Origin of the sequence: Methylomonas koyamae, assembly GCF_019669905.1 — a bacterium.
Classification (GTDB): Bacteria; Pseudomonadota; Gammaproteobacteria; order Methylococcales; family Methylomonadaceae; genus Methylomonas; species Methylomonas koyamae.
Map to the genome: position 1 here is coordinate 4319684 of NZ_AP019777.1, position 26900 is coordinate 4346583.

28 protein-coding genes are annotated in these 26900 nt (G+C 57.2%); 7 read left to right on the forward strand and 21 right to left on the reverse strand.

What is annotated here, in order from left to right:
* Positions 1–2: 2 nt before the first annotated feature.
* Both MKFW12EY_RS19485 and MKFW12EY_RS19490 read right to left on the reverse strand, forming a co-directional pair.
* On the reverse strand, positions 3–2810 hold the full coding sequence (locus MKFW12EY_RS19485) for a valine--tRNA ligase (protein ID WP_054762202.1): 2808 nt from the start codon (positions 2808–2810) through the stop codon (positions 3–5).
* A gap of 225 nt (positions 2811–3035) precedes the next feature.
* Positions 3036–3464, reverse strand: a complete 429-nt coding sequence (locus MKFW12EY_RS19490) for a host attachment protein (RefSeq protein WP_054762209.1) — start codon at positions 3462–3464, stop codon at positions 3036–3038.
* Between the two features lie 435 nt (positions 3465–3899).
* Between MKFW12EY_RS19490 and MKFW12EY_RS19495 the strand changes: the two genes are divergently transcribed.
* On the forward strand, positions 3900–4253 hold the full coding sequence (locus MKFW12EY_RS19495; RefSeq protein ID WP_054762200.1) for a hypothetical protein: 354 nt from the start codon (positions 3900–3902) through the stop codon (positions 4251–4253).
* A 53-nt stretch (positions 4254–4306) separates the two neighbouring features.
* The gene (locus tag MKFW12EY_RS19500) at positions 4307–4858 is read left to right on the forward strand and encodes an MOSC domain-containing protein (RefSeq protein WP_221053606.1); all 552 of its coding nucleotides are present in this window, start codon (positions 4307–4309) and stop codon (positions 4856–4858) included.
* Here the strand turns inward: MKFW12EY_RS19500 and MKFW12EY_RS19505 are convergent, their stop codons facing one another.
* The 4 genes from MKFW12EY_RS19505 to MKFW12EY_RS19520 form a co-directional block, all read right to left on the reverse strand.
* Positions 4859–5620 carry a hypothetical protein gene (locus tag MKFW12EY_RS19505; protein ID WP_064022911.1) on the reverse strand — a complete coding sequence of 254 codons (762 nt, stop codon included), beginning with the start codon at positions 5618–5620 and terminating at the stop codon, positions 4859–4861.
* 6 nt (positions 5621–5626) lie between these two features.
* Positions 5627–6052 carry a YqaA family protein gene (locus MKFW12EY_RS19510; protein WP_054762196.1) on the reverse strand — a complete coding sequence of 142 codons (426 nt, stop codon included), beginning with the start codon at positions 6050–6052 and terminating at the stop codon, positions 5627–5629.
* A gap of 60 nt (positions 6053–6112) precedes the next feature.
* The gene (locus MKFW12EY_RS19515) at positions 6113–7012 is read right to left on the reverse strand and encodes a cupredoxin domain-containing protein (protein ID WP_064027663.1); all 900 of its coding nucleotides are present in this window, start codon (positions 7010–7012) and stop codon (positions 6113–6115) included.
* A 118-nt stretch (positions 7013–7130) separates the two neighbouring features.
* The gene (locus tag MKFW12EY_RS19520) at positions 7131–7724 is read right to left on the reverse strand and encodes a hypothetical protein (protein WP_054762194.1); all 594 of its coding nucleotides are present in this window, start codon (positions 7722–7724) and stop codon (positions 7131–7133) included.
* A gap of 310 nt (positions 7725–8034) precedes the next feature.
* Here MKFW12EY_RS19520 and pgi point away from each other — a divergent pair, with 310 nt between their 5' ends.
* Positions 8035–9672 (forward strand): glucose-6-phosphate isomerase, encoded by a 1638-nt coding sequence (gene pgi / locus MKFW12EY_RS19525; RefSeq protein WP_054762192.1) that lies wholly within the window; start codon positions 8035–8037, stop codon positions 9670–9672.
* Between the two features lie 272 nt (positions 9673–9944).
* Positions 9945–10115 carry a hypothetical protein gene (locus tag MKFW12EY_RS19530; protein WP_157199411.1) on the forward strand — a complete coding sequence of 57 codons (171 nt, stop codon included), beginning with the start codon at positions 9945–9947 and terminating at the stop codon, positions 10113–10115.
* A 91-nt stretch (positions 10116–10206) separates the two neighbouring features.
* Here the strand turns inward: MKFW12EY_RS19530 and MKFW12EY_RS19535 are convergent, their stop codons facing one another.
* From MKFW12EY_RS19535 to MKFW12EY_RS19555, 5 genes are all read right to left on the reverse strand, one after another.
* Entirely contained in the window at positions 10207–11043 is an 837-nt protein-coding gene (locus MKFW12EY_RS19535; protein ID WP_221053607.1) for an alpha/beta fold hydrolase, read from the reverse strand.
* 114 nt (positions 11044–11157) lie between these two features.
* Complete coding sequence (locus tag MKFW12EY_RS19540; RefSeq protein ID WP_064022917.1) at positions 11158–11466, reverse strand: hypothetical protein; 309 nt, start codon at positions 11464–11466, stop codon at positions 11158–11160.
* A 40-nt stretch (positions 11467–11506) separates the two neighbouring features.
* A complete protein-coding gene (locus MKFW12EY_RS19545) occupies positions 11507–12067 on the reverse strand; it encodes a hypothetical protein (protein WP_054762189.1) in 561 nt (186 codons plus the stop codon).
* A 43-nt stretch (positions 12068–12110) separates the two neighbouring features.
* A complete protein-coding gene (locus MKFW12EY_RS19550; protein WP_221053608.1) occupies positions 12111–12827 on the reverse strand; it encodes an Lcl domain-containing protein in 717 nt (238 codons plus the stop codon).
* Between the two features lie 31 nt (positions 12828–12858).
* Positions 12859–13590, reverse strand: a complete 732-nt coding sequence (locus MKFW12EY_RS19555) for an Lcl C-terminal domain-containing protein (RefSeq protein WP_054762182.1) — start codon at positions 13588–13590, stop codon at positions 12859–12861.
* A 332-nt stretch (positions 13591–13922) separates the two neighbouring features.
* On the opposite strand from MKFW12EY_RS19555, the gene MKFW12EY_RS19560 reads away from it, so the two are divergent.
* Positions 13923–14564, forward strand: coding sequence for a LuxR C-terminal-related transcriptional regulator (locus MKFW12EY_RS19560; RefSeq protein WP_082409854.1), 642 nt, complete (start codon positions 13923–13925; stop codon positions 14562–14564).
* A complete protein-coding gene (locus MKFW12EY_RS19565) occupies positions 14564–16381 on the forward strand; it encodes a hybrid sensor histidine kinase/response regulator (protein WP_221053609.1) in 1818 nt (605 codons plus the stop codon). The genes MKFW12EY_RS19560 and MKFW12EY_RS19565 overlap by 1 nt, the downstream gene beginning before the upstream one ends.
* 426 nt (positions 16382–16807) lie before the next feature.
* On the opposite strand, the gene MKFW12EY_RS19570 is transcribed toward MKFW12EY_RS19565, so the two are convergent.
* The 4 genes from MKFW12EY_RS19570 to MKFW12EY_RS19585 all read right to left on the reverse strand — a co-directional run bounded on the left by MKFW12EY_RS19570 (position 16808) and on the right by MKFW12EY_RS19585 (position 19254).
* Positions 16808–17248, reverse strand: a complete 441-nt coding sequence (locus MKFW12EY_RS19570; RefSeq protein WP_221053610.1) for a hypothetical protein — start codon at positions 17246–17248, stop codon at positions 16808–16810.
* 89 nt (positions 17249–17337) lie between these two features.
* Positions 17338–18435, reverse strand: coding sequence for an IS5 family transposase (locus tag MKFW12EY_RS19575; protein WP_221053058.1), 1098 nt, complete (start codon positions 18433–18435; stop codon positions 17338–17340).
* A gap of 82 nt (positions 18436–18517) precedes the next feature.
* Positions 18518–19048 (reverse strand): hypothetical protein, encoded by a 531-nt coding sequence (locus MKFW12EY_RS19580; RefSeq protein WP_221053611.1) that lies wholly within the window; start codon positions 19046–19048, stop codon positions 18518–18520.
* Positions 19049–19059: 11 nt separating this feature from the next.
* Positions 19060–19254 (reverse strand): hypothetical protein, encoded by a 195-nt coding sequence (locus MKFW12EY_RS19585; protein WP_221053612.1) that lies wholly within the window; start codon positions 19252–19254, stop codon positions 19060–19062.
* 280 nt (positions 19255–19534) lie between these two features.
* On the opposite strand from MKFW12EY_RS19585, the gene MKFW12EY_RS19590 reads away from it, so the two are divergent.
* The gene (locus tag MKFW12EY_RS19590) at positions 19535–20632 is read left to right on the forward strand and encodes an IS5 family transposase (RefSeq protein WP_221053058.1); all 1098 of its coding nucleotides are present in this window, start codon (positions 19535–19537) and stop codon (positions 20630–20632) included.
* Positions 20633–21065: 433 nt separating this feature from the next.
* Here the strand turns inward: MKFW12EY_RS19590 and MKFW12EY_RS19595 are convergent, their stop codons facing one another.
* From MKFW12EY_RS19595 to MKFW12EY_RS19615, 6 genes are all read right to left on the reverse strand, one after another.
* Positions 21066–21638 (reverse strand): DUF2452 domain-containing protein, encoded by a 573-nt coding sequence (locus MKFW12EY_RS19595; RefSeq protein ID WP_054763329.1) that lies wholly within the window; start codon positions 21636–21638, stop codon positions 21066–21068.
* A 329-nt stretch (positions 21639–21967) separates the two neighbouring features.
* Positions 21968–23542, reverse strand: coding sequence for a cryptochrome/photolyase family protein (locus tag MKFW12EY_RS19600; RefSeq protein ID WP_425334031.1), 1575 nt, complete (start codon positions 23540–23542; stop codon positions 21968–21970).
* Entirely contained in the window at positions 23494–23643 is a 150-nt protein-coding gene (locus tag MKFW12EY_RS23330) for a DUF2256 domain-containing protein (RefSeq protein WP_425334032.1), read from the reverse strand. Before MKFW12EY_RS23330 ends, MKFW12EY_RS19600 begins: the two co-directional genes overlap by 49 nt.
* The gene (locus MKFW12EY_RS19605) at positions 23643–25166 is read right to left on the reverse strand and encodes an FAD-binding domain-containing protein (protein ID WP_221053614.1); all 1524 of its coding nucleotides are present in this window, start codon (positions 25164–25166) and stop codon (positions 23643–23645) included. Before MKFW12EY_RS19605 ends, MKFW12EY_RS23330 begins: the two co-directional genes overlap by 1 nt.
* Before the next feature lie 3 nt (positions 25167–25169).
* Positions 25170–25406, reverse strand: a complete 237-nt coding sequence (locus MKFW12EY_RS19610) for a TIGR02450 family Trp-rich protein (protein WP_054763330.1) — start codon at positions 25404–25406, stop codon at positions 25170–25172.
* Positions 25407–25673: 267 nt separating this feature from the next.
* Positions 25674–26807 carry a S1C family serine protease gene (locus tag MKFW12EY_RS19615; protein ID WP_221053615.1) on the reverse strand — a complete coding sequence of 378 codons (1134 nt, stop codon included), beginning with the start codon at positions 26805–26807 and terminating at the stop codon, positions 25674–25676.
* Between the last annotated feature and the right edge of the window lie 93 nt (positions 26808–26900).

Sequence of the window (26900 nt, forward strand, 5' to 3'; positions counted from 1 at the left end):
GCTTACAAGGCTTTGATTTTGGCGTACTGTTCCTGCAGATTGGCCAGCGACGACTGTAGCCCGGCCAGTTTTTCCCGTTCCTTGGCGATAACGTCGGCCGGAGCTTTGTCGACGAAGGCGGCATTGCCGAGCTTGCCTTCGATGCGCGGCAGCTCTTTTTCGATGCGTTGAATTTCCTTGTCCAGCCGCGCCAGTTCGGCGTCCTTGTCGATCAAGCCGGCCATCGGGATCAGGATTTTCATGTCGCCGACCAGCGCAATCGCCGATTCCGGCGCGTCATCGCCGGCGTTCAGCCAGGTAATGCTTTCCAGGCGGCCCAGTTTCAGCAAATAGCTTTCCAGCTGTTTGAGATTGGCTTGGTCATTGGCAGAGCCGTTTTGCAGCAAGACGTTCAATGGCTTGCCCGGCGCGATGTTCATTTCGCCGCGAATCCGGCGGATGCCGAGGATGAAATCCATCGCCCACTTCACTTGCGTTTCGGCGGCGGCGTCGATAGCGCTTGCGTCGCTTGCCGGGTAAGGCTGCAACATGATGGTCGCCGCCGTCACGCCGGCCAACGGTCCGACACGTTGCCAGATTTCCTCGGTGATGAACGGCATGATCGGATGCGCCAGTCTCAGTACGGTTTCCAGCACCCGCAACAGGGTTTGGCGGGTGCCGCGCTGCAACAAGGCGTCGTCGCTTTGCAGCGAAATTTTCGCCAGTTCCAGATACCAGTCGCAGTACTCGTTCCAGGTGAATTCGTAAATCGCCTGCGCGGCCAAATCGAAGCGGTAGCTGTCGATCGCGCTGCTGGTTTCGGCGATGGTGCGGTTCAGTCTGGACAAAATCCACAGATCGGCCGGACTATAGCTACATTCGGCGCAATCGACGCCGTTGTCCTGGCCTTCGGTGTTCATCAGCACGTAGCGCGCCGCGTTCCACAATTTGTTGCAGAAGTTGCGGTAGCCTTCGGTGCGCTGCAAATCGAAGCGAATGTCGCGGCCGGTCGACGCCAGCGATGCGAAGGTAAAGCGCAGTGCGTCGGTGCCATAGGACGGAATGCCGTCCGGGAATTGCTTGCGGGTGGCTTGTTCGATTTTCTTGGCCAAGTGCGGCTGCATCATGCCGGACACGCGTTTTTCGACCAGCGCATCCAGTTCGATACCGTCGATGATGTCGATCGGATCGAGCACGTTGCCCTTGGATTTGGACATCTTCTGGCCTTCGGCGTCGCGCACCAGGCCGTGGATGTAAACTTCCTTGAACGGCACCTCGCCCTGGAATTTCAGGCCCATCATAATCATCCGCGCCACCCAGAAGAAAATGATGTCGAAACCTGTGACCAACACGCTGGTTGGGTAATGCGCGGCCAGTTCCGGAGTCTTTTCCGGCCAGCCCAGCGTCGAGAACGGCCACAGCGCCGACGAGAACCAGGTATCCAGCACGTCTTCGTCTTGATGCAGCGGATAATCGGCAGCCAAACCGTGTTGCTCGCGCACTTCCTGCTCGGAATGGGCGACGTAGGTGTTGCCCTTGTCGTCGTACCAAGCCGGGATGCGGTGGCCCCACCAGATTTGCCGGGAGATGCACCAATCCTGAATATTGCGCATCCATTCGAAATAGGTGTTCTTCCAGTTGTCCGGCACGAACTTGATCGCGCCGGTTTCGACCGCTTCGATGGCAGGCTTGGCTAATGGCGCGATCTTGACGTACCACTGGTTGGTCAGGAACGGTTCGATCACCGCGCCGGTGCGGTCGCCGCGCGGCACCATCAGTTTGTGGTCGGCGATTTTTTCCAAAAGACCTTGAGCGTCCAGGTCGGCGACGATCCGTTTGCGGGCCTCGAAGCGGTCCAGGCCAATATAGGCTTGCGGAATGATTTCAAAACCGTCGTCGTTGGCCCGTATCGCCGCATCGACGGTGAAGATGTTGATCAAGCCGCCGTGGGGCTGGTCGGCTATCACGTTCATGTGTTTGTGGCGACCCCAGACTTCGTAGTCGTTGAAGTCATGGGCAGGGGTGATCTTGACGCAACCGGTGCCGAATTCCGGATCGACATACTCGTCGGCGATGATCGGAATCAAGCGGCCGGTGAGCGGCAGTTCCACCAATTCGCCGATCAGGTGTTTGTAACGCTCGTCGTCCGGATGCACCGCCACCGCCGCATCGCCGAGCATGGTTTCCGGCCGTGTCGTCGCGACGACCAAATGACCGGTGCCGTTGGACAACGGGTAACGCATATGCCACATCGAGCCGGCTTCTTCTTCCGACAATACTTCCAAGTCGGACACGGCGGTGTGCAACACCGGATCCCAGTTCACCAAACGCTTACCGCGATAGATCAAGCCTTCTTCGTACAACTTGATAAACACTTCCTGCACGGCGGCGGACATGCCCTCATCCATCGTGAAGCGCTCTTTATCCCAGTCCAGCGAAGAACCCATTCGGCGCAACTGGCGGGTAATCGTGCCGCCGGATTGTTCCTTCCATTCCCAGACTTTTTGGATAAAGGCGTCGCGGCCGTAGTCGTGGCGAGTCTTGCCGTCGGCGTTGATGATGCGCTCCACCACCATTTGCGTGGCGATGCCGGCATGGTCGGTGCCCGGCTGCCACAAGGCGTTGCAACCTTTCATCCGGTGATAGCGAGTCAGCGCATCCATGATGGTGTCCTGAAACGCATGCCCCATGTGCAGGCTGCCGGTGACGTTGGGCGGCGGAATCATGATGCAATACGATGCGCCTTCGCGGTTGGCGGCGAAGTAGCCGCTTTGTTCCCAAAGTTGATACCAGCGTTGTTCGATAGCGTGCGGGGAATAGGTCTTGTCCATGTTTTGTGTCGGTAGAGCTTGCGTTATACGAAGCCTCATTTTACCCGTAAAACGTAGCCGGGCCAGATTTTCGGTGGATAGTCAGGTATTTAACGGGATGGCGCGGCTCGATCAAGCGCTATGCGGCAAAATCGGCGCGGTTCCGGATGCGGCAGGCGGGCGCCAGCGACGAACCCGGCCGCGCCGGAGCGAGACCGGGTTTCGTGCGAAGGGCGGGCAAAGGCCTTACAAAATGTGGTCGCGGATGGCCGCTTCGTCGGCGACAACCAGGTTTTTGTCCAACGAATGTTCCACCAGATCTTGCAAATGGTTATTCAGTGCTTGGCGGAGCGCCCCTAAAAACGCCGGCGGCGCCACCAAAACCAACTTGTCAAACTCGTGGTTAACCCGCCCTTGTTCCAGCCGGTCGGCAATCTGTCTGGCGAATACCTCGGCTTCGTGATGTTTCAGATCGGTGGGCGCTTCGAAGGTATGGTCGCCTTCGCCATGCCCGCCGGCAATGCCGCCTTGGCGGTCGCTAACCTCTTCCTGGCCGCGCATCCGGCCTTCGGCATGGGTCAAACCGTCCAATTCGAGCATCGGCTCGATGCGGCTGGTTAAGTTGAAAAAACGTGCTCTGCTGCTATCGGCAACTATGACTCGGGTGACTGGCATAACAACCTCCTCGATGGTACTTGACCGGAAGATTTTGCCGGGCGATTGCTCCGGCATTGCCCCGGATTGTATGCCTCCGCCGCAGCGCTGTCTAAATCGGGATTGCCCGCAAATTTGATCCCGATCAACAATTATGCGATTTGCCAATCCGCTTCGACCACGACCCCGGTTCGGCTAGAAACCGGCCGGCGCGCGGCTAGGCCCCGCGCTGGTTCGGAGTCGGGCAGTATCGGCGCAACACTATATGGCCTTACAATCGGCAGCCTGTATCGAACCAAGCGTGGCGGCCGGAGTCCTTTTATCGATTAGGCTGTATTTTGCGCGAACTCCGCCAACCCGGCGAATACAGCCGACGCAAAGCGGATAGCGGCACAGCAACCCTAAAGCTGCCGCTACAGAAACTAAAATAACTAAAGCAAACACAGGGGAACCACAATGAAGCTATTGCTATTTTCTTTCACCGCCGGCCTCGCTCTGCTCTACTTCATGAATTTGGCGCTGCTGAAATCGGCAATACCGAATATGGAATGGAGCATTCACGCCGGCGCCCGGTTTTTGATAGGCTTTTTCGTGCTCGGCGTCAGTTGTTTTTATTTCAAAAAATTGACGTTCAAACATGCCGTCCAATTAACCCTGGCCGCGGTCGTGCTCGACTATTTGTACGATTATTACGTCGAAGCCTATCGGCTGAACTTCGAGATCATTTTGCACGGCATTTACATGCTGGTCTGGGGCGCGCTGATGGGGTATTTGACCTGGCGTTACAAGAACCAAGCGAATTCGGAATGATAACCTTGCTTACCGGACCCAATCGCAATTTTGCCCCCTTCAGTTAAGCGAACATGGACCTGCGGCAGCTCTGCCAAGGCTTCGCAAGCACCGGCCGGATCGAAGCCATCGTTTTGCGCCCGGCGCGCGACGAACCGGCGGTTTCGGTCAACGCAGCCGTTGCCGAACCGGGTCGCGGCTTGATCGGCGACCGCCGTGCGGCCGGCAAACAGTCCGGCCGGCAATCGCCGAAACGAGAGATTACGTTGTTTCAAGCCGAACACCTGCCGCTGGTCGCCGGCTGGTGCGGACTCGACTATCTGGATCCGCTCCGGCTACGGCGCAATCTGCTGATTTCCGGTTTGAACTTGGTTGGCATGCGTTCGCCGTTTCCGGACGCGCAATTGGAATGGGCCGTCGGCCACGAGGTGAGAATTCGGATTACCGGCCCGTGCGACCCGTGCTCGAAAATGGCGGCCGAATTAGGCGCGGGCAGCTACAACGCGTTGCGCGGCCACGGCGGCATGACGGCCGCCATAGTGGCCGGCGGCGTGATCCGAGTCGGCGACTGCGTCAGCTTGCATGCGATAACAACGCGGCCGGGCAAAACCTCGGCCGCGGATTGATCAGGCCCGTTGCCGTTGCAGCACCAGAGCGGTTTTACTCAAAAATTGCAAAAGCGGCCCTGCCCCGGCAATCGCCACCGCGTCGACCAGGCAGTACCAGGCAGCGACACCGCTGGGCGGGTTGCCTTGCGGCAGGTGCGAGGCCGGATCGATCTCGGCCCAGGCCCAGGTACCGGCACTGGTGCCGACGATTTCCAACCATGAGGTGATGAAAAACGCGCCCAGATAGACCATCGGCGAACGGCCTTTGAACAGGTAGCCCAAGAACACAACAAACAATACCGCGCCTATCACGTCGAGCCGAGCGTAACCGCTCAAACCCCAGGCAACCCAACTGCCGCAAGCAGCGACAACAAATAGCGCGATCCGCCGCGCGTGGCGCTGGAACAGGCCGGAGCGACCCAATGCAACGGCGGTCAGATACACCAAACCATGGCCGGCCGGCACATAGGCCGGAACATTGCCGAAGCGGTAGATGTAGCCCTTCATGTATACCGACGCAAAATATTCGCCGATTAGCGCAAACGTCACCGCAACGGCAACCTGGGTGCGGACGTATTTACATTCGCCGCGCAGCCAGGCGAACAGAAATAGCCAGCCGAACAGGGCCAGCACGTATTGCATGAATTGCGGCGCGAAACCATCCATCGTCAAACAAATCGTCGTCGTCACAAAGGTGAAGCCGGCGATTTGGTAATCGCGGCGGCGGTGCTCGGCCGCGTTATCGACCGGCGGGAAATGGGGTAGCGAAAAAAAACTCATAGGCAATCAGATAAAAGCGTAAGCCACGGCAATATAGCGCAAGACTTTACCGAAAAAGATCGCGCACAGCGAGGAAACCCAGGACACACGCAACCACCCCGCCGCGAAGCACAAGCCGTCGCCCACCAACGGCAACCAGGAAAACAACAACGCCCAACTGCCCCAGCGGCGCACGGCGCGCAACGACCGCTGCCGCTCGCCGGCCAACAGGTTATCGGCCGGATATTTGGCGGCCGCCCACAATCCGAGCCACCAAGTGGTCAAGGCTCCCAAAGTGTTGCCCAGCGTTGCGACGGCAACCAGCGAGACTACCGGTATCTGATGCTGGTTAACCAGATAAGCCAACACCGCTTCGGAACCGCCGGGCGCGACCGTCGAAGAAATAAACGCGCTGGCGAACAAGCCCAACAGGCCCCAGGATTCGAATTGCATTGGTTTGTCCCATAAAAAAGCCCCTGAAACCTAAGTTTCAGGGGCTTTTGCCAATTTGGCTTATTTGTCCGGCAAGGCGATGGCGTTTTTACCGGAAACCATTTTCACCAGCTTGCCCAGCAGTTGCACAACCAAGCCGACCCAATGCGCCGCCTGCTCCAGTATCGTGGCAACGATTTCCCCGGCACTCATGCCGGCAAAACGCTTGGCCAACCAAGGAGCGGCGACGAAGCCTATCGCCAAACCGATCACGGTGACGCCGGAGACAATGGAATCGTCAGGCTGAGCCGGCGCCGGAGCGGCTTTGGCCGCCGCAGGCTGCGCCGCTACCGGCGCAGGAGTTACCGGAGCGTCGACCTTCGGATCGTAAGGCTTGCCGCTGTAGTCGTCGGGAAAAATGCTCGCGGTGACGCCGGGAATACTCGGCAAATCTTCGCCGCCTTTACCGACCTTCAACTGGCCTTTCATGCCTTTTTCCATGTGCTGGGCGATATCGCAGTGAACCAAATAGGTTTTATCGCCCGGCGGCAAGATCAGAGTGCCGGACACTTTGCCGGGGCCGCTGACTTCGAGATGGAACATGCCTTTCGGGTACAGGTACTTGGGCAGGCCGTGCATCATCCACTGGTGGCGTATTTCGTCTTCGTTGATGAAATGTACGGTCAGTTTGGTGCAAGGCTCGAACTGGTATTCCTGCTGGTCGAACGCGAACATCGTACCGGGGAATTTTTCGGAATACTTGTGCCCTGCGCGTACCGTGATTTCCTTGGTCGCGGCGATTTTGTCGCAACCGCCCGGCAGCGTGTCGGTATTCTGGCCCATCACCATCGCGCCGTCCATGTCCATCATGTGCCCGTCGCCGTGGTTCATCATCTGGTTGTGTTCCTGGATCTCTTTTGCGGACACTGCCGAGACCGACAAAGCACAGACTAATGAGGCAAGTGAGAAAAATTTAACCATGGCGCGAATACCTGTGAGGCGGATGTGAATCATGAATCTACCGTAAACTGCGGATTTTACTAATGGGTTGCAGCATTGCGCCCTTTGCCGGCTTTGGCCGGCAAAGGGCGATCCAACATTAAAGCTCTTTGGCTTTACCTAGCATGCCGTCAACTTTACTTTTGAAGCCGGCGTTGGACAGATAAAAAATGTAAAGACCGGCGAACAGAACCAATGCATACAGGCCATAGCTAGATTTGCTGGTCGGTTGGCCGCCACCGGCTTTGAAGCTCATGTGAGCGTCCAAACGCTCACCGTTGTCTTGCAGCAGCGTGATGTGGATCAGGTATTTACCTACTTCGGGCACGCCCTCAGGCAGGTTCAACACCACAGTACCGGATTTGTGTTTTTCGGCCCCCTGGAAAAATACCCGTTTGCCTTCCGGTTCTTTCGTCACTTCGAATTCCACCGCCATACCTCGATAACGTTGGTCTTGGTAATCGAACACCAACTGGGTCAACGAGCCGGTATCGGGAATGTTGCCGCAAAACTCTTCCGCCGGATAGGCTTTGGGCTGATAGGCGGTGTAGTGTATCCAGTGGTCCTTTTCCAGTTCGAATTTGCATTGGTCGGTGTCCGTGCCGGCAGCACCGCCGTGCGCCGATACCGCGGCCGAAAAAACCAGGCCCAGCAAGCCTAGGAAACCGTTTCTTATCATGCGAGAGCTTTTCATAAATCCCCTTCCCGTGTTAATAAATGCTTTAGTTTTTATTATCTTTCATGTGGTTATGCATGAAACCTGTTTTCGTCACCGGCGAATGTAACTGCCTGATTTGGATCGAAACAATTGCTAACTCTAGCACATCGCCCTAGGCAAAGAAAGGCTGGCGTTCCAGACTTGGCCGGCACTATTCGCTGCTTAATTTTTTTTGTCAGTAGCCAAAGACAATCCTTATAATGAGGTTATGAACCGTTCCCCCAAACGCCTCCGCCCGTTCTTTTCCACCGAACTAACCTCTCTGGTCAATTAACATCCAAACAATATGTCCAAATTAGTAGACTCTGCCGAATGGAACGCCGTCAAGCAACACCACCGCGAGATTGCCGGCAAATTTTGCATGAAGGACGCGTTCGACAAAGATCCCAAGCGATTCGACAAATTTTCGGTCACGTTCAACGACCTGTTGTTCGACTACTCGAAAAATCTGATCACCGAGCGCACCCTGCCGCTACTGATCGAACTGGCCAACCGAGCTCAGCTCTCGGCAAAAACCGAAGCCATGTTCTCCGGTTCCATCATTAATACCACGGAAAAACGCGCCGTGTTGCATACCGCACTGCGTAACCGCAGCAACAAGCCGATTTATTTCCGCGGCGAAGACGTCATGCCGGAAATCAATAAAGTGCTGGCCAGAATGCGGGTGTTTACCGAACAAGTCCGCTCCGGCGCCTGGACCGGCTACACCGGAAAAACCATCACCGACATCGTCAACATCGGTATCGGCGGCTCCGATCTCGGGCCGAAAATGGTCGACACCGCATTGACCCCTTACGGCAAAGAAGGCCTGAAGGCCCATTTCGTGTCCAACGTCGACCAGACCGACATCGTCGAGACACTGAAGCCGTTGAATCCGGAAACCACGCTGTTCTTGATTTCCTCGAAAACCTTCACGACCCAGGAAACCATGACCAACGCCCGTTCGGCCCGCGACTGGTTTTTGAAAGCGGCGCAAGAGCAGGGACACATGTCCAAGCACTTTGTCGCGATTTCCACCAACGAAGCCAAAGTCAAGGAATTCGGCATCGACCTGGAAAACATGTACGAGTTCTGGGACTGGGTCGGCGGCCGCTATTCCTTGTGGTCGGTGATCGGCATGTCCATCGCGCTGTACATCGGCATGGACAATTTCGAAGAACTGCTGATGGGCGCGCATTTGGCCGACGAACACTTCCGCAGCGCTCCGTTCGAACAAAACATCCCGGTCATCATGGGATTGCTCGGCATCTGGTACAACAATTTCTTCGACGCCGAAACCTACGCGATCCTGCCCTACGCCCAGTCGCTGAAATATTTCGCCGATTATTTCCAGCAAGGCGACATGGAAAGCAACGGCAAAAGCGCAACGATCAACGGCGATAAAGTGGACTACAACACCGGGCCGATCATTTGGGGCCAACCGGGCACCAACGGCCAGCACGCCTTTTTCCAGTTGATCCACCAGGGCACCAAACTGATCCCCGGCGATTTTCTGGCGGCGGCGCAGAGCCATTACGACCTGCCCGACCACCACGACATCTTGATCTCCAACTTCCTGGCCCAGGCCGAGGCGTTGATGCGCGGCAAAACCGAAGCCGAAGTGCGCCAGGATTTGAGCCACGAGCCCAACCTGGACGACGCCTTGATCGCTTCGAAGATCTTCGAAGGCAACAAACCCTCCAACGCGTTCCTATTCAAAAAACTGACGCCAAGAACCCTGGGGACGTTGATCGCGTTTTACGAACATAAAATCTTCGTCCAGGGCGTGATCTGGAACATCAACTCCTTCGACCAGATGGGCGTGGAATTGGGTAAAGTACTAGCCAAGGCCATTTTGCCGCAATTGAAAAACGAAGAACCCGTCTCCGACCACGACAGTTCGACCAACGGCCTGATCAACGCCTACAAACGCTTGCGCAAGTAAGTCCGGCCCGGCAAACGCCGCCGATTTCCGCCGGCAGCCGGACCGCGCCACACACCGCTACCTAAGCGGCCGAAAAACGACGACTCGCCGTTTTTCGGCCCGCTCTACCGCCCGCCAACCCCAGCCAAGTCCCGACCGAGTGGAGTTTTTACTGCGTAGCCGAACCGGCGGCGCTAGAGTTCAACACGCCGCCGAATTGCGCCGTTGCGGCACCGCCCGGCTTGGGCCGCCCCCCCCTGGAGAGCTTGTTTGGCGAAGGTTAGTATGGTCAAGTGCTCGAGCGATTCATCAGCCGGCGCGAGGACTGCTTGCTGAGCCGGCTGTCGCAACTGTGCGCCAATCAGGCAGGGGTCTACCGCAGCGAAGCGGTGGCGCCGATGCAGCAGGAAGTGGCGCAATGCGTTGCGGAAGGCTGTCCTACGACCATAGTGCCAAGCGACTAAACATCAAACTGACCACGGTCAAAGACCACATCGGCAAAATTTACACTAAACGCGACATCGGCCGGCGCGAAAGGCCGGTTAAGGATCGGAGCTATTCCTGCTCACGACGAAGAAGGCCAGCCTCGGATCGGACCGCATCCAGCACGTCTCGGATTGCGGCAACCACCGCTTCCGGCCGTTCCAAGGGTATGGCGTGACCGCTGTCCACCCAGATTTGTATCGATCCCGGATACAACCGAGCAAGGTCTTGGCGTTTTCGATTGGCGTCGTCCGCCAGTTCCGAGCGGTCGGCCAAGGGTTGCGCCGCGCTCAGCACAATTACCGGTCCGCTACGATAGGCGGAAGCCGCCAGCACTTCGTCGCCGGTCCGATCCAGCGCGGCCAGTTCCCGTTCGGCGGTAACCGGCAACCACAAATCGAACAACCAACGCAGCCAGAACGGCCAATTCTCGATGGCGCCCCGGCCTTTGAGTTGGGCCGGATGGGTCGAATCGACCAGAATCAAAGCCGCGACCTCTTGCGGATAGTACCGGGCATACCATTGCATATACAAACCGCCCAGCGAATGCCCGACCAGAATATAAGGCGGCGCCAGCCCTTGGTCGACCAACAATTCGCGCAGTTCCTGCACGACGTGGCGACCGTCGCGGACCGAGGCCACCGCTTCGCTGGCGCCGACCCCGGCACGGTTATAGGCCAACGCGGTCGCCGATGCGGCAATTGGCGGATACACCTCCCGCCACCAAGCCAAAGTTCCGCCCAAGCCGGTTTCGAACACCACCGGCCGGGTATCGTGCCGGCTCAAGGCAAACTCCACTTGCCGGCGCCCGATTTCGGCAATCTTGACGTTCGGAATCGTCTCGGCGCAGCCGCTCAATAGGCCGAGCAGTAACGCAAAGATCGCCGTTATCGCACAGCGGCATTTCATTGCGATGTCACTCCGGCTCGGCGCTATGCCGTTAAGTTGAGCCGCTCGCGGTGAGCTTGTCGAACCATGAGCGGCTTAGCCGTAGCACGGCACCCCAAACTGATCGAAACCCGGTCATTGGCCTAACAACGGATTTCTGGCCGGCTCGCCCTTTTTGCTGCAGATAGCTTCCGAAACCATCCGCCCCAGCACCGAGATCGAGCCGCCGACGTAGCAATTGTATTGTTGGCCACTGTCGGTCTTGACCGAATAGCGCGTCGTGACACCGTCGTCGACCCGGTTTTCGATCTTGAATTGGTTCTTTTCCAGGCCCAACGCGTGGGCGGTGCGGTCTACCAATGCGTCTTGGGTGACGGCCCAGGCGGCACAGCCGCCGAGCGATAAGGACAAGCCGGCCGCCAGCCAGGATTTACGGTTTATCATCGATTTTTTCCTTGATTGAAGTATTGATCGGCCGCCGGATTCAGCGGTTGTTGCGGCGCCGGCCATAACCCAGCAACCCCGCCAGGCCACCGCCGAACAGCCAGGCCGCGCCCGGCAGCGGTACGGCTGCCGGCGAATAGGTCAGGTTGTCGATGACGATGCCGTCCGAAGTCCCGTAGAAGAAAATCTTGTCGACCAAGCCGGCATAGCCCGATGCCAGCCAATACAAGCCGCTCGGCTGGTTGAAAGGATCGAGCGGCGCGCTGTAAACCAATTGGCCTTGGTAATACAGCTCGTAACTCACCTGGCTGTTGGTACCCCAAAATTGGTAATAAGTCCCCTCGAACACCACCGGCCCCTGTTCGAAACTCAGTTCGCCGCCCCAGCCGTGCACCTGGTAATCGCCCAAACCCAGATCGCGTCCGAACGGATAATCGGCAAGCCGGCCGAACGAATCCCAACCCGAGATGCCGCCGTAGCTGTCGCCGAGCTGGCCGCCGGGACCGATATCCTCGAACGTCAAAACGATTTGCGAGGAGTGAGCCGGAGCGGCTCCGGCCAATAACGCGGCAAATGCGCCGCTCAATAATTGCAGTTTCATAGATTTTCCTTGATTTGGCGGCCCGCCCACGCGGCCCGCAACGTTAGTTCGATTTACGGCGATTCGCGAACAAACCACCAAACACAGCACTAGCGAACAGCCAGACCGCGCCCGGTAGCGGTACCGCCGCTATGTCGCCATCGCGCACAGCCCAGACATACATATCCGAGCCCAGGTTTTTCTTGTACCAAGTTTGTTGGCTGCCGAGCGCGGTATCGAAAAACCAAGCCTCGCCGGTGCGGGTTGGCACTTCGTTGCCGGACCAATAATTGAAGGACTGCAGATTTTTCACCAAACCGACATCGGTTTGGCCGCCGGTGCGGCCGTCGCGGTAAATCCCGAAGTTAGGATTGTCGCTACCGTCCGGGAATTGAAACGCCGTCAAACCCAGGTTGACGAAATACATATAACCCAGCTCGGAGTTGGGGCTGCTGACGTTCCAGGCGTAATCGGTCGAACCGTCGTCGGAAAAGTTTTCGTTATAGGCAATGCCGTTGACCGGCTTGATGCCGGCCAACCGCCAGTCGCTGAAGCCGCCGAACTCCAATTGATCCGCCCAGGCCACGGCCGCGTGCCAGTCCATCTTGCCGTCGGCGTCGTAGCCGCTGGTCTTGGCGTAATTGGCATCCTGCAACCAAGTCACGTTCAATACCGTGTCGTAGAGCATGCCGCCGCCGCGGTCCAGCAATGCCGCCTGGGCGGTGGGGAGATGGGTCAGAGCCGCCGCGCCGGCGGCAAGCAGAGTGCGTTTCAATTTCATAGATATTTTCCTTGCAGATGGGGATATTTGGTCAGGCTAACGCCGGGAAGGCGGCCGCTTTTCGGCGGCGAATCGAGCCGGCCATCGCGGCCAGTCCGGATAAAAACAAGATGTAGCTTGCCGGGTCCGGCACTGCCGTCACGTCGCCGTCGCGCACGGCCCAGACGTAAAAATTGTTGCCTTTGCTGATGTAGTTCTGCATACCGGTCGCGGTGCTGAAATACCAGGCTTTGTTCGAGTCGCCGGGGTAACTGCTGCCCAACCAATAGCTGAAAGATTGAATATTGCCGAACAGGCTTTCGTCGGCGGCGGTGGCCGGATCGTCGACCAATCCGTAACCCGGCTGTTGTAGGCCGCGCGAATCGACGAAACCAATATTGGCGAAGTCGCCGTAAAACAGATGAGCCAATTCCGAGCTGGCGGTCGAGACGTTGAAGCCGCAGTCGGTGTTGCTGTAGCCGTAGTCGCAACCCGCCGCCCCCAGGTCATTAAAGCTCGGCAACCGCCAATCGCTGTAATTGACGCCACGCACGCTATCCGAGTAAATCAGGCCATCCACCCAAGCCACGGCGTTTTGCCAACTCATTTTGCCTTCGGCATCGAAACCGCTGGTTTTGGCATAGTTGGCGTCGGCCAGCCAGGTGATGTTTTGTACGCTGTCGTAAATCAAACCGCCGCCGCGGTCGAACAATTGGGCCTGTGCGGCCGGTGCCGCGACCATGCCGAGCGCGGCGACGGCGCCATAAATCGGTTTAAAGTTCATAAACTCGCTCCGGTTGGAAAAATAGGAAAAACGTTTTGTTTTGGCGACATTATCGGGAAGGGAATTTGGCGGTGGAACCCCCACTCCAGTGGGGGTAGGATAGGCGTTGGAATCTGGTAACATGCAAATCATTTGCATGTATTTGGCAGCCAATGGATTTTCAGGACCAGCCTCGGCCAAACCGCCGGCTACCGCGTTTTTTAACGCAGGTCCCGATTACCGCTAGCCTTTATCCCGAGGCGCCATCACTTCGCATGGTCATGGCACAACTCGGCCCCGCAGCGGCGCCGTAAAACGCAGGCTCAGGTTAACCAATGCAAGGGAGCATTTACGTGAAAAATCCGGATTGGGCGGCGGTGGTAGACGACCATCCGCTGGTGGCGCACGGCATCGCCGATTTTTTAGTGACGCATTGCGGCTTCGACCGCGCGCAGCCGGTATCGGCCGTCGCCGAGTTTTGGCCGCTGCTGGATAGCGACGCGCCGCCGGCACTGGCGGTAGTCGATTTTTGGCTGCCGGACGGCGTCTCGCTGCCGCTACTGGCGCAAATCAAACAACGCCGCCCGGCACTGAAGGTGCTGGCGATCAGTGCCGACGACGACCGGGCTATCGCCGAAAAAGTCGCCGCGGCCGGCGCCGACGGCTTTATCCATAAACAGGCGGCGCCGAACGTGTTCGCCGAGGCCGTGGCCGCACTCATGGCCGGCGAGGCCTGGTTCCAAGGCCAGCCCGCCGCGGTATTGGCGTCGACTCGAGAGCTACCGGTCACGGCCGCCGAATTGGGCCTGACTCCGCGCCAAGGCCAGGTGCTGGCGATGATGCTGAAAGGCTTGCCGAACAAACGCATCGCGCTGAACCTGTCCCTGTCGGAACACACCGTCAAGGAGCACGTCACCGGCATCCTGGAACGCCTGGGCGCGAAAAACCGGATCGAAGTCATCACCAAACTGCGCGGCCGCAGCCTGGAATACTGATGGCCGCCGCTGCCGATCCGATCGAAGCCGCAGACGACGATTTGCGTTTCGAAGACTTGAGCGCGGAAGGCCAGGCCCGACTGCTGGACATGACCCACAACCGGCTGGTCTACGGCATCACCATTATCCCCTTCGTCGCCATGCCCTTCGTCTACTGGAAACATCAGTTGGACCAAAACGCGTTGGGTCTGGCGGTGTGGACGTTGGCTTACTTTGCGGCGCTGGCGGCGGTCCGCCTGCAATTTCGCCAATACCGGCAAGACCGGGCGCGGCTTTGCCCGAGCGAAGCGATAGCCCGATGGATGCCGGTGATCTTGCGCATGGCCCTGGGCCACGGCCTGGGTCTGGCCGGCTTGGTGGCCGTGATCGCCGGCCGGGTGCCGTTCGAGTTCGCCCTGTTGCTGTACATGAGTCTGGCCGCGATCATGGCCGCCAACGCCACCCACCAGTCGCCGGTATTCCGAGCCTTCAAACGTTTTTTCAATGCCGCCTGGGGCGGCTGCACGCTACTGACGCCTTGGGCCTTCCCCGACCACTGGCATCTGGTCATGCCGCTGTGCATCAGCTATATCCTGTCCATCCACCGCCATTCGTCGATTGCCCATCGCTTCTTCCTGCAACAGGTCAAACTGGAACAAGACAGCAAGCGTCTGGCCGAGGATTACCGGCGCGCCAAGGAACAAGCCGAAGCGGCGCTGTACGCCAAGAACCGCTTTCTGACCACGGCCGCCCACGACCTGCGCCAGCCGGTGCACGCAATGGGCTTTCTGATCGAATCCATTTCCCGTCGCAATCAAGACCCCGCCTTGCGCCCGGCCTTGCAGGACTTGCGGCAAAGCGTGCAGTCGGTGACGCAGATGTTCAACTCCCTGCTCGACTTGTCCAAGATCGAACTCGGCGCCCAGCCGGTGAAGTTGCAGCCGGTGGCGCTGGACCCGCTGATGGCCGACATCGCCACCTTGTTTCGGGAAGAAGCCCTGGCCCGCAATATCGCGTTGCGGGTACGCGGCAGCCGCGGCAAAGCCTTGGTCAGTGCCGACCCGTTACTGCTCAGGCAGTCGATGGTCAATCTGATGCAGAACGCTTTGCGCTACACCCAGCGCGGCGGCGTGCTGATGGCGGTGCGGCGCCGGGGCGGGCAATGGCAGTTCGAGGTTTGGGATACCGGGGTCGGTATTGCCGAAGCCGACCAACAGCGGGTGTATTCGCCCTTCTTCCGCCCGGAGCACGCCTGGCGCATCGACAATGCCGGCCATGGCCTGGGTCTGGCGGTGGTGGCGCGCTGCGCCGATTTGATGGGCGCCAGCCAGGGCTTGAATTCGCGCGAGGGCCTGGGTTCCCGTTTCTGGCTGCGGCTACCGGCAGCCGAGATCGGCGAGCGCCGTTCCGCGGTGCGCGACAGCGTGGCCTTGACGGTGGGCGGCGATACCCTGCTGCACGGCAGCTGCCTGGTGGTGGACGACGAGCCGCAAGTGCGCAGCGCCTGGGAAGCCCTGCTCTGCGCCTGGGGTATTGGCGCCGTGTGCGTGGCTTCGGCCAGCGAAGCGTTTGCCGCGCTGGACTCGGGATTCGAACCGGACGCGATCTTTTGCGACCAACGTCTGCGCTCCGGCGAAAGCGGCTTCGAATTGCTGCAAGCGCTATTGGAACGCTGCCCGCAGGCGGCCGGGGCGATGATCAGCGGCGAATTCGACTCGCCGGCCCTGGCCCAAGCCGAGCAGGAAGGCTATCTGGTTTTGCACAAACCGCTCGATCCGAAGGCATTGTTTACCTTGCTATCCTGCTTGCTGCCCGCATCCGGTCGAGATGCGGTTTAAGAGGCGGGAAATATGCGTGCTTTGAGGTCTACTTATGGCATACCTCTCGTTTGACATCTTCAACCCTTACACTGAAACCGGAGCTTGCCATGCCTATTCCTAGGCTTGAGCCGCCTTACCGTTGACCGGACTGCTAGGGCCAAAAGCAGACAGATGGTTTTTCTGACGAAGGTCTGCTGATAGATCTACAGCCACCAGCCGTAATCCCAAAAAGGTGCGACTGCTTATAGGTTGTGCCGAGCCATGCGAGGCGCAACAATCGCGAACGGTGCGCCTGACGGCAGCACCCTATAATCTGCGCACCTTATGGCCTTTTGAGGTCTACTAATGGCGTACCTCTCGTTTGACATCTTCAACCCACAGACTGAAACCGGAGTTTGTCATGCCAATTCCTAAGCTTGGGCCGGCTTGCTGTTAACCGAATTGCTAGCGGCCAATTGCTGGCCATCGAGAATGAAATCTGGACAATATCAGACTTGGATTGTGTTTGCGCTGAAACTCTTCATAGATAGATTCAGAAAAATGTGTCGCGCTTATTATCTTATCTTGTCTCAAAACAAGAGATACATCTTCTGATATTTCTTTGTACTTTGTTGTAAGCACTAAATTCAACGAGTCTTTGTCTCTATAACCGCTTGCGTATGGTGTTATCGTTATCTCTTGATCCATACCTTCTGTTTCGTTTGGCTCTCCTAAGCTAATAACACGGCCTATATAAACCTTACGATCATCCATCGTAAGCATTACAAAAAAGCCATCTATCACATAAGACTTTAGAAATAAGGCGTCTATCAGGCTGGTGAAAAACCCACTGATATTTCCCCTTACCCACGGTTTCCGTGATTTTTTCGTGTTGAAATCGGTCATGACATCGAGTTTCAACCGTTTTGCCCCTGTTTCAAGGGCTTTTTATTCGCCTGAAGCCGTCTGTGGACGGTTTTCAGGCGCACTTCGCCCTAGGTGGGCGCACTCCACGCCGGTTTCGGCGTGAACACCAATAGGTTGAGCAAGCGCGTCAGGTTGTAGGCGGCAAAGCAAAACAAGGCCTGACCTGCGACTTTGGCTAAGCCGATGTGGCGGGTTTTACGCAGGCCCCCGACGGTCTTGATCCAGCCGAAGGCTTCTTCGACGATTTTGCGGCGCTTGAGGCTTTGAGCGTACGCTTTGCCGCGCGCGGTGCGGCCATCGACGGCACTGCCGGTCTTTTTGCGAGCAACATGGGCTTTGATGTCTTGCGTCTTGAGTTTGTTGACGAACGCCGGTTGGTCATAGCCTTTGTCGGCACCGACGCTGCCGCCTTTGGGAACACGGCGTTTGATCATTGTTTGCGCGGCTTCGATTTCAGCGGTGCCGGTGGCTTGGGTGGTTTCGACATCGACAATCAGGCCGTTACGATTCTCGGATAGGGCATGGGTGATGTAACGCAGTTTGGCCTCGGTGTATTCGCCTTTCTTGTAAAGCCGCGCTTCGGGGTCTGTCGTGCTCTGATGCGTGGCATTGCTGCGCTTTTCGCCGCTGAAGTCGACCTCGGGATTGCGGCCGGCGGGTTTATCAGGACCGCTGCCGTCTTTCTTCACGAAGCTTTTGTGCGAGGCCCAGGCTTCGATCAGGCTGCCGTCGACACTGAAGTGTTCGTCGGACACCAGGTTTTGCCATTCGGCAATGGCCAAGACCCGCTCAAAAAACTCGCGACTCAGTGCTTCGGACAGCAGGCGCTCGCGGTTGGCGCTGAACACGCTGCGTTCCCAGACAGCATCGTCGATACCCAAACCGACAAACCAGCGAAACAGCAGGTTGTAGTCCAGCTGTTCCATCAACTGGCGTTCGCTACGAACGGTGTACAGCACTTGCAATAGCAAGGCGCGCAGCAGTTTTTCGGGCGCAATCGACGGGCGGCCAGTATGGGAGTAGCATTCGGCAAAGACCGCATCCATAGAGGCCAATACGCCATCGACGAGTAGCCGTAAACGACGCAACGGATGCTGTTTGGGAATACGGTCTTCCAGGCTAACGTAGCTGAACCAGCTATTTTGAATGGCATCGTGTCCGCGCATGGGGGGCTTCTCCAATTTAGATGCGCTATTTTACTTGTTTGCTGAGGCTATGCGCCTTGATGACTGCAGCTTTGGGAGTTTTTCACCAGCCTGCTATGGGGCTATCTTTTAATACTGACGCCATTAGAATTATTTTAGCTCTTTCATTGTAAGAAAGGAGTGATTCATCCTGTCGTGACAACCATTTTCCTCGCTTAATTGATGCCTTAATACGCCTCAAAGATAGGGCATCAGTTACGTCAAACGCTTTGATAAACAATCGAATTTTTGCAGAAAAAACGTATAGCTTACTAATTACCAGGGAGCCAACAGTGATAATGATTATCCACGTCAAAGAATCAGAGTCATGATAAATTTCTTTTAATAAAGAATTAATTCCCCTGTAAATATCGAGCGATATTTCAAAATTAAGGAAATTAATTGAAGATGGAACAAACGAATTCAATAAAGTAGTAAATGTTGCACTTACTAAAGTACATCCAAGACCAAGTCTAACGCTTTCTAAGTAAAGAAGCTGCCCTTCATATCGGTGCAGTCTATAGTAATGATATGGATTCTGGGTGAAAGCGCTATAGCCAGAAACTAAAATAGGAAGGATAAGTAATAGAAACACTCATATTCCTATCAGCCAATAAGCTCATCCATTTTTGCAATAAATGCTTTTGACTTCTTGGTTGACCGAGCTTCTTTAGCGCTCATAGTAAGCGTACCTCTACCTACAACACGCATAGAAGACGATTCTTTTTTCCGAAGATGTTTTAGAAGTTCACGCTCATCCGCTGTAGGAACAAGACCAAAAAATCTTAATAAAGTTGTCATACATTAGCCTCTCTGCAGCAACCGCTGCCATATTGTCTGATTATCTTGCAATTGGCAGGACTTTGTCTAGCAACAACATCTACATTCACTTGCAAGCCAAGAAACAATAGACTCAAATATAGGACTAACAAGAAACCTAGCGGCACGGTGTATTGATCATAAAACAGAGAATTGCCAATAATCCTATCAGGCTGGTGAAAAACTCCCAAAGCTGCAGTCATCAAGGCGCATAGCCTCAGCAAACAAGTAAAATAGCGCATCTAAATTGGAGAAGCCCCCCATGCGCGGACACGATGCCATTCAAAATAGCTGGTTCAGCTACGTTAGCCTGGAAGACCGTATTCCCAAACAGCATCCGTTGCGTCGTTTACGGCTACTCGTCGATGGCGTATTGGCCTCTATGGATGCGGTCTTTGCCGAATGCTACTCCCATACTGGCCGCCCGTCGATTGCGCCCGAAAAACTGCTGCGCGCCTTGCTATTGCAAGTGCTGTACACCGTTCGTAGCGAACGCCAGTTGATGGAACAGCTGGACTACAACCTGCTGTTTCGCTGGTTTGTCGGTTTGGGTATCGACGATGCTGTCTGGGAACGCAGCGTGTTCAGCGCCAACCGCGAGCGCCTGCTGTCCGAAGCACTGAGTCGCGAGTTTTTTGAGCGGGTCTTGGCCATTGCCGAATGGCAAAACCTGGTGTCCGACGAACACTTCAGTGTCGACGGCAGCCTGATCGAAGCCTGGGCCTCGCACAAAAGCTTCGTGAAGAAAGACGGCAGCGGTCCTGATAAACCCGCCGGCCGCAATCCCGAGGTCGACTTCAGCGGCGAAAAGCGCAGCAATGCCACGCATCAGAGCACGACAGACCCCGAAGCGCGGCTTTACAAGAAAGGCGAATACACCGAGGCCAAACTGCGTTACATCACCCATGCCCTATCCGAGAATCGTAACGGCCTGATTGTCGATGTCGAAACCACCCAAGCCACCGGCACCGCTGAAATCGAAGCCGCGCAAACAATGATCAAACGCCGTGTTCCCAAAGGCGGCAGCGTCGGTGCCGACAAAGGCTATGACCAACCGGCGTTCGTCAACAAACTCAAGACGCAAGACATCAAAGCCCATGTTGCTCGCAAAAAGACCGGCAGTGCCGTCGATGGCCGCACCGCGCGCGGCAAAGCGTACGCTCAAAGCCTCAAGCGCCGCAAAATCGTCGAAGAAGCCTTCGGCTGGATCAAGACCGTCGGGGGCCTGCGTAAAACCCGCCACATCGGCTTAGCCAAAGTCGCAGGTCAGGCCTTGTTTTGCTTTGCCGCCTACAACCTGACGCGCTTGCTCAACCTATTGGTGTTCACGCCGAAACCGGCGTGGAGTGCGCCCACCTAGGGCGAAGTGCGCCTGAAAACCGTCCACAGACGGCTTCAGGCGAATAAAAAGCCCTTGAAACAGGGGCAAAACGGTTGAAACTCGATGTCATGACCGATTTCAACACGAAAAAATCACGGAAACCGTGGGTAAGGGGAAATATCAGTGGGTTTTTCACCAGCCTGCTATAGCCCACTATGGCCATTCCTCGCCTATACCGTCAAGCATCTGGAGCTATGACTGGTTAAAAATAAAATTGCCGACGCTCAATCAGATAGAGTGACCGTCTGCTTAGAGTCGGCTCAATACCTTCAGTGCTAGTGCTTAATTGCGTTAATTGGTGATAACTAAAATCGGTTAATAATCAAAATGTTAGAATTGATTTCCATATCGCTTATTTATGCAATTAAACACTAGATTAAGCGCTACGGCTCCGACTTGTCTAGCAGATGAATTATTCCGCCGCCCCAATCAGCAGCCTTTCCGCCTGCCGATAACTCAAGCCGGAAATACCCGATTTCTGCATCGATTGTTTCAGCGAATAGGCCAATGCCGAGGCGAGGATGCGGGAGTAATACGGCAGGGTTTCCAGGTAGACCGGCAAGGCATCGTCGATGGTTTCGGCTTGCTGCAGTTTTTGTTCGAGTTGCCGGCGGCGGTCGGCGATTTCTTGGAGGAATGCGCGATCAGCGGCGCAATCTGCCGATAACGCCAAGGTCCAGGTTAAATCGGATTGTAATTGGCAAGCGCCGATATAGCGACCGGACCGGGCTGGCGACCATTGTTCCGGGGCAATTAACGACAAGCGATACTGTCCATCCTTGCAATACAGCCAATAACTTTGCCCGGCGGTCGGTTTGAAGCGAATCTGGCTGTTTAACACGAACAGCGAAGTAAACAAGTCGCTGCCGATTTGTTGAATGTTCTTGGCGGGGGCGACCAGTTGCTGCTTGGCGTGTTGCAAACTATCCAGTATCGAGACGGCGCCCTTTCCCTGCGGATTTGCCGGTTTAATCGTTAAGTTCATAGTCCAAGTATCGGCTAAGTTTGCAAAAAAGTGTCCGGAAGATTCTATCAACGCCGTCAATCTGGAGAGTTGTCGTGCGTGGCTTTGCTTTCCTCAACCCAGTCCTCTCCTTTATGCCCCAGCCGTTAAATTAAAGATTGGGGGGACCGGCTTGTTCAAATCCCGTAGGAGCAGGCCATGCCTGCGACCAAAGGCGATTGGTCGCGGGCATCGCCCGCTCTTACCATCATTAACTTAACGACATTGCTTTATGCTCTCCGGGTGCGACGGAGGAGGTTTTTTTTCAGCGATTGATGGCTGTCCGATTACCACGGCTAGCGCCAAACGCCTCAAAGCCTATCCAAATCCGCCAAAACCGCTTCGGCTCGGCGAACGATAGCATCGCGTTCGGCCGGCGCAAATCGGTCCAGATTGCGGTAAACCATACTCACGCGCGGATTGCGCTGGAGCTTGTCGCGATGGCGGCTGAAGAAATGCCAGTACAGCGCATTGAACGGACAGGCCCGGTCGCCGCTGCGGGCTTTTTTATCGTAGCGGCAGCCTTTGCAGTAGTCGCTCATTCGGTCGATGTAGGCCGCGCTGGACACGTAAGGCTTGGTAGCCAGCAAGCCGCCGTCGGCGAATTGGCTCATGCCCAGGGTGTTGGGCAATTCCACCCATTCGAAGGCGTCGATATACACCCCCAGATACCAGCGATGCACCGCCTCCGCCGCCAGGCCGGCCAATAAGGCGAAATTGCCGATCACCATCAAACGCTGGATATGGTGGGCGTAAGCGTATCGCAGCGATTGGCCGATGCTGGCGGCCAGGCAGTTCATTTGGGTTTCGCCGGTCCAGAACCAGGCCGGCAGCGGCCGGTCGTGGCCGAAATGGTTTTGCGACAAATACGCCGGCATTTTTGCCCAGTACACCCCGCGCACATACTCGCGCCAACCGATAATCTGCCGGACAAAACCCTCGACGGCCGCCAACGGTGCCTGTCCTTGGCGATGAGCGGCTTCGGCTCGCTCGACCACCTCGCGCGGATTGAGCATTTTGCTGTTCAACGCAAACGACAACAGCGAATGAAACAGCCGCCAACTGCGCCGGCTCATCGCGTCTTGAAACGCGCCGAAAAGCGGCAAGCCGTCGGCGATAAACGCATCGAGTTGCTGTAAGGCTTGGGCGCGATTCAAAGGCCAGCGAAAGTCGTCGGCGCCCGCTTCACCAAAACTATTCACACCTGCTGCGACGATGTCTTGCCACAGCTCGGCATGGTCATGGCGCAGCCGATTGTCGTATGGCGCCGCCGGTACGCCCGGCCAGGCCTTGCGGTTGTCGTGGTCGAAATTCCATTGCCCGCCCAGCGGGCGTTGGTTGGCATCCAACAACACGCAGTATTTGACCCGCATCCTGCGGTAAAAATTTTCCATCAGCCAATGCGGCTGGTTGCCGAACAACTCCCCGGCGTCCTTGCGTTGGGTGTAGAAATGCTCACTGTCGCAGGCTTGGTTGGAGACAGCCAGATTTTGGCAATACTGCCGCAACTGTTGGTCCAGCCGCCATTCGTCGGGCAGTTGGTATTCGAAACGTTGCGCTTGGTAGCGTTCGATCAAACAATCCAGATTGGCCGGTAGCGATTGTCGATTGTCGGCATCGTCGATTTTCAGGTAATGCACCCGATGGCCTTGAGCGGCCAAATGTCGGGCAAAATCGCGCATCGCCGCGAAAATGCCGATGACTTTTTGGGCGTGATGCAGCACGTAATCGGTTTCCTGGCGGATTTCCATCAGCGTGTAGACCACGTTGTTATCGGTTTGCGCAAACCAGCTATGCAACGGGTTGAGCTGGTCGCCCAGAATCAGGCGCAACGTGGTCATGTTTCCGCTGCCGATGAGCGTTGGTTGCGGCAGCGTGTCGAACAATATTTCACCGCATCCCAGTCCTTGGCCCATTTCTTCCGCCAGGCAAACGGCCGGCTGCATACCGGGCAGATTTTCGATGGCAACGACAGCTTGCGGTGCATCAAAACTCCAGCTCGGTTTGTACCCAAGCGCCGGCGATGGGTTTGGCTGGGCGGCGGGGCATGGGCCGCTTGCGCGAGCCGTGTTTCTCGACAATCGCCGCCTTGGCGGCTTTGACCTCGGACCGGCCGCGAATTGCATAGACACGGGCTTTGGCTCGGTGGGTGGCGGTTTCCAGATCGACTAGCGGCTGGGCAATATCGACGCCGACTTTAACCCCACATTGTTGCTGCAATTTTGCCGGCATCCGCCACGGTTCGAACAGCCAGTTGTCCGGCACCCGGCGCAGTGCCGGCAGCCATTGCCTGACAAAATGGCCGTGCGGATCGTGGTCGCGGGCTTGCTTGATCGGGTTATAGACGCGGGAGGCATTGATGCCGGTGGTTCCAGCCTGCATTTGCATCTGGCTCCAATGAATGCCGGGTTCGTAATCCAGAAACTGCCGGGCCAGCCACGTCCCGACCGGTTGCCAGTGCAACCACAACGGATAAGCGGCCACCGACACCAGCATCGCTCGCATCCGGAAATTCAACCAGCCGGTGTGGTTCAGCATGGCCACGCAGGCATCGACCAGCGGCCAACCGCTGCGGCCTTCGCTCAGGGCTTGAAAATGCGCCGGATTCCAATCCGCTTCGCGCAGACCGTCGTAACCGCGATGCATATTCCTAAATTCCAGCTCCGGCTCGCTTTCCAATTTCTGGATGAAATGGCAATGCCAATACAAGCGGCTGACGAAAGCGGTCAGGCCGGCGCGGCGGGCATCGCCGGTTGGCAGAGCATCGATCTGGCGGCGGCTGGCTTGCACCACTTCACGCAGACTCAAACAACCGAAGGCCAGATACGCCGACAAACGCGAGCAAGCGCTCGGCGCCGACAGCGGCGAGGAGATTCCTCCCCGGTAACGGCCGCTGCGCTCGAACAAGAAATCGCGCAAGGTTGCTATGGCTGGCCGGCGGCCGCCGCGCTGGCGTTGCGGCGGATCGGCCTGGGTCAGGCCCAGGCTTTGCGGTTCGGGCAACGTCAGCGGTGAAGGCGCGTTGATCCAGCGGCAGCTGGGCACCTCAAGGCACGGGGCGGCCATCAATGCTTCCCAATGAGCTTGCCAATGGTCGCGACTTGATAGGCACCGCACCACGCCGAACTGGGCAAATTCACGCCACGGCAAACCGCGTTTCCGGCACCAGCGCTGCACGGCCAAATCGCGTTGAAAGCTCAGCCAGTTGCCGGTTTCCTGATGCGAATACAGCGCCGCAAACGGGGCTTCGTGCCAGAGCCGATCCAGAACATCGACCACTTCCCCAACTTCGATGCGCAAACCGCCGCCGCGCTTGCGTAACGCACTATCAAGATCGATTAGGCTTTCCCGCAGAAATTGGTAATGCTGGGTCGCGGCATCGACCGCCTGCCACAGGCTGGGCTCGATAATGTACAGACATAACACCGGCCCGTGCCGGCTGGCGTGCCACAATGCCGCATGGTCGTGCAGGCGCAGATCGCGCTTGAACCAGACCAGGTGGTAACTCATCGCTTAATGCCAGCCCTGGCGCCAGACTTGAACGTCCAGCAAATCCCGCCACGGCAGCACTTGCAGGCGTTTGCTGTACACCGCCTCCAGTTCGATCCATTCCAGCGGCGCGGCCGGATCGTCCGGCCACAGCACCTTGCTGACGATGAAATGCTTTTCTTTACGCTGCGGCGCCACGGCGGTCCACTTGCTGAGCAGCAGTTTGCGCGGATTGAGCTTGGGAGGTTTGGTTGTGGTCATGGCGGACTGGGCGCAGATTGTTTTTCTGCGAGCTTACCAGCCGATCGCAAAATGGCGAGTGTATGCCGCATAGCAAAACCGGCCGGCAAGTCAATTCGGTTAAGCGGTTCGATTTTCACTCCCCTCTTTGAAAAAGAGGGGGCGGGGGAGATTTTTCAAATCGCCCTCGATCCCCCTTTTCCAAAGGGGGAGGCTGGCTTAACTTAACGGCATTGGTTTGCAATCAGGCTCACGCTATCGCGAGAGTCTGGGTCGTCACTGGGTACATCAATTCCCCGGCTGCAAGGCCACTTCCACTTCGCGGGTCTGGCCATTATTGACCACCCGAACTTTGACGACATCGCCGACTTTTTGGTCGTCCAGGCGGGCGAATAATTTCGACAGCGTATCCACTTCCTTGCCGTTAATGGCGACGATGATGTCGCCCGGCATGATGCCGTTCGGCGAGACTTCAACGCCGCGCAGGCCGGCTTTATCGGCTGCCGAACCGGGTTGTACCCGCAACACCGCGACGCCGGCCGTGCCGGTCAATTCGGCCAATCGCTGATTCATTTGCTGGTCGATTTCGATACCCAGCGCCGGGCGAATGTATTTGCCCTGTTTAATCAATTCCGGCACTACCCGCATCACGGTATCGACCGGCACCGCAAAGCCGATGCCGGCCGAGGCGCCGCTGGGGCTGTAAATCGCGGTATTGATGCCGATCAGGCGGCCGGCGGAATCCAGCAACGGCCCGCCGGAGTTGCCGGGATTGATCGCCGCGTCGGTCTGGATCAAATGCTCGACCGCCGGGCCGTCCTGGCCGCCCAGCGAACGGTCCAGCGCCGAGACGATGCCGCTGGTCAAGGTCCAGTCCAAACCGAACGGATTGCCAATGGCAAACACCTTTTGCCCGACCTTGAGGTCGTTGCTGGTGCCGACCGGCACCGGCGGCGGCCGTTTGAAGCCGACACCGATTTTCAATACCGCGATGTCGTGCACCTGGCTGGCGCCGACCAGCGCCGCTTTATAATCGCGGCCGTCGGCTAGTTTGACGGTGGCTTCGTTGGCGCCGGCGATGACGTGGAAATTGGTGACCACGTGGCCGGCCTCGTCCCAGATAAAGCCCGAGCCGGAGCCCTTGGGCACCGAGAATACGTTGCGGGTCCAGGCGTCGCGCACCAGCGAGGCGGTGGTGATGTAAACCACCGAGTCGCGGGATTTCTCGAACAGCTCGATGGTGCTTTTCTCGTCGGCCGCCAAATCGCCGCGCGCGGCCACGGTTCTGGGCGTTGCCGGCTGGTTGGTGGTCGGCGCCGGCAGCCAGTGCCACAGCAGCATCAAAGCCGCCGCCACCGCGCCGAGCGCAAACACCCGTTTGACGAACAGATCGGGAGAATGGGGTTGATTGGGGTAGCGCATAGTGGCCTCCGGCTGCTTGGTTCTGATGCCGGCAACATGGTAGCGCGTTTAGCGGTTTTCAAGCGCGGCTTGTGCGAAACAGCCGCCCTATTC

Coding starts and splice junctions, on each gene's coding strand:
- MKFW12EY_RS19485 (WP_054762202.1), bottom strand. CDS start 2,810: ATGGACAAGACCTATTCCCCGCACGCTATCGAACAACGCTGGTATCAA.
- MKFW12EY_RS19490 (WP_054762209.1), bottom strand. CDS start 3,464: ATGCCAGTCACCCGAGTCATAGTTGCCGATAGCAGCAGAGCACGTTTT.
- MKFW12EY_RS19495 (WP_054762200.1), top strand. CDS start 3,900: ATGAAGCTATTGCTATTTTCTTTCACCGCCGGCCTCGCTCTGCTCTAC.
- MKFW12EY_RS19500 (WP_221053606.1), top strand. CDS start 4,307: ATGGACCTGCGGCAGCTCTGCCAAGGCTTCGCAAGCACCGGCCGGATC.
- MKFW12EY_RS19505 (WP_064022911.1), bottom strand. CDS start 5,620: ATGAGTTTTTTTTCGCTACCCCATTTCCCGCCGGTCGATAACGCGGCC.
- MKFW12EY_RS19510 (WP_054762196.1), bottom strand. CDS start 6,052: ATGCAATTCGAATCCTGGGGCCTGTTGGGCTTGTTCGCCAGCGCGTTT.
- MKFW12EY_RS19515 (WP_064027663.1), bottom strand. CDS start 7,012: ATGGTTAAATTTTTCTCACTTGCCTCATTAGTCTGTGCTTTGTCGGTC.
- MKFW12EY_RS19520 (WP_054762194.1), bottom strand. CDS start 7,724: ATGAAAAGCTCTCGCATGATAAGAAACGGTTTCCTAGGCTTGCTGGGC.
- pgi (WP_054762192.1), top strand. CDS start 8,035: ATGTCCAAATTAGTAGACTCTGCCGAATGGAACGCCGTCAAGCAACAC.
- MKFW12EY_RS19535 (WP_221053607.1), bottom strand. CDS start 11,043: ATGAAATGCCGCTGTGCGATAACGGCGATCTTTGCGTTACTGCTCGGC.
- MKFW12EY_RS19540 (WP_064022917.1), bottom strand. CDS start 11,466: ATGATAAACCGTAAATCCTGGCTGGCGGCCGGCTTGTCCTTATCGCTC.
- MKFW12EY_RS19545 (WP_054762189.1), bottom strand. CDS start 12,067: ATGAAACTGCAATTATTGAGCGGCGCATTTGCCGCGTTATTGGCCGGA.
- MKFW12EY_RS19550 (WP_221053608.1), bottom strand. CDS start 12,827: ATGAAATTGAAACGCACTCTGCTTGCCGCCGGCGCGGCGGCTCTGACC.
- MKFW12EY_RS19555 (WP_054762182.1), bottom strand. CDS start 13,590: ATGAACTTTAAACCGATTTATGGCGCCGTCGCCGCGCTCGGCATGGTC.
- MKFW12EY_RS19565 (WP_221053609.1), top strand. CDS start 14,564: ATGGCCGCCGCTGCCGATCCGATCGAAGCCGCAGACGACGATTTGCGT.
- MKFW12EY_RS19570 (WP_221053610.1), bottom strand. CDS start 17,248: ATGACCGATTTCAACACGAAAAAATCACGGAAACCGTGGGTAAGGGGA.
- MKFW12EY_RS19575 (WP_221053058.1), bottom strand. CDS start 18,435: ATGCGCGGACACGATGCCATTCAAAATAGCTGGTTCAGCTACGTTAGC.
- MKFW12EY_RS19585 (WP_221053612.1), bottom strand. CDS start 19,254: ATGACAACTTTATTAAGATTTTTTGGTCTTGTTCCTACAGCGGATGAG.
- MKFW12EY_RS19590 (WP_221053058.1), top strand. CDS start 19,535: ATGCGCGGACACGATGCCATTCAAAATAGCTGGTTCAGCTACGTTAGC.
- MKFW12EY_RS19595 (WP_054763329.1), bottom strand. CDS start 21,638: ATGAACTTAACGATTAAACCGGCAAATCCGCAGGGAAAGGGCGCCGTC.
- MKFW12EY_RS23330 (WP_425334032.1), bottom strand. CDS start 23,643: ATGCACCGCAAGCTGTCGTTGCCATCGAAAATCTGCCCGGTATGCAGC.
- MKFW12EY_RS19605 (WP_221053614.1), bottom strand. CDS start 25,166: ATGAGTTACCACCTGGTCTGGTTCAAGCGCGATCTGCGCCTGCACGAC.
- MKFW12EY_RS19610 (WP_054763330.1), bottom strand. CDS start 25,406: ATGACCACAACCAAACCTCCCAAGCTCAATCCGCGCAAACTGCTGCTC.
- MKFW12EY_RS19615 (WP_221053615.1), bottom strand. CDS start 26,807: ATGCGCTACCCCAATCAACCCCATTCTCCCGATCTGTTCGTCAAACGG.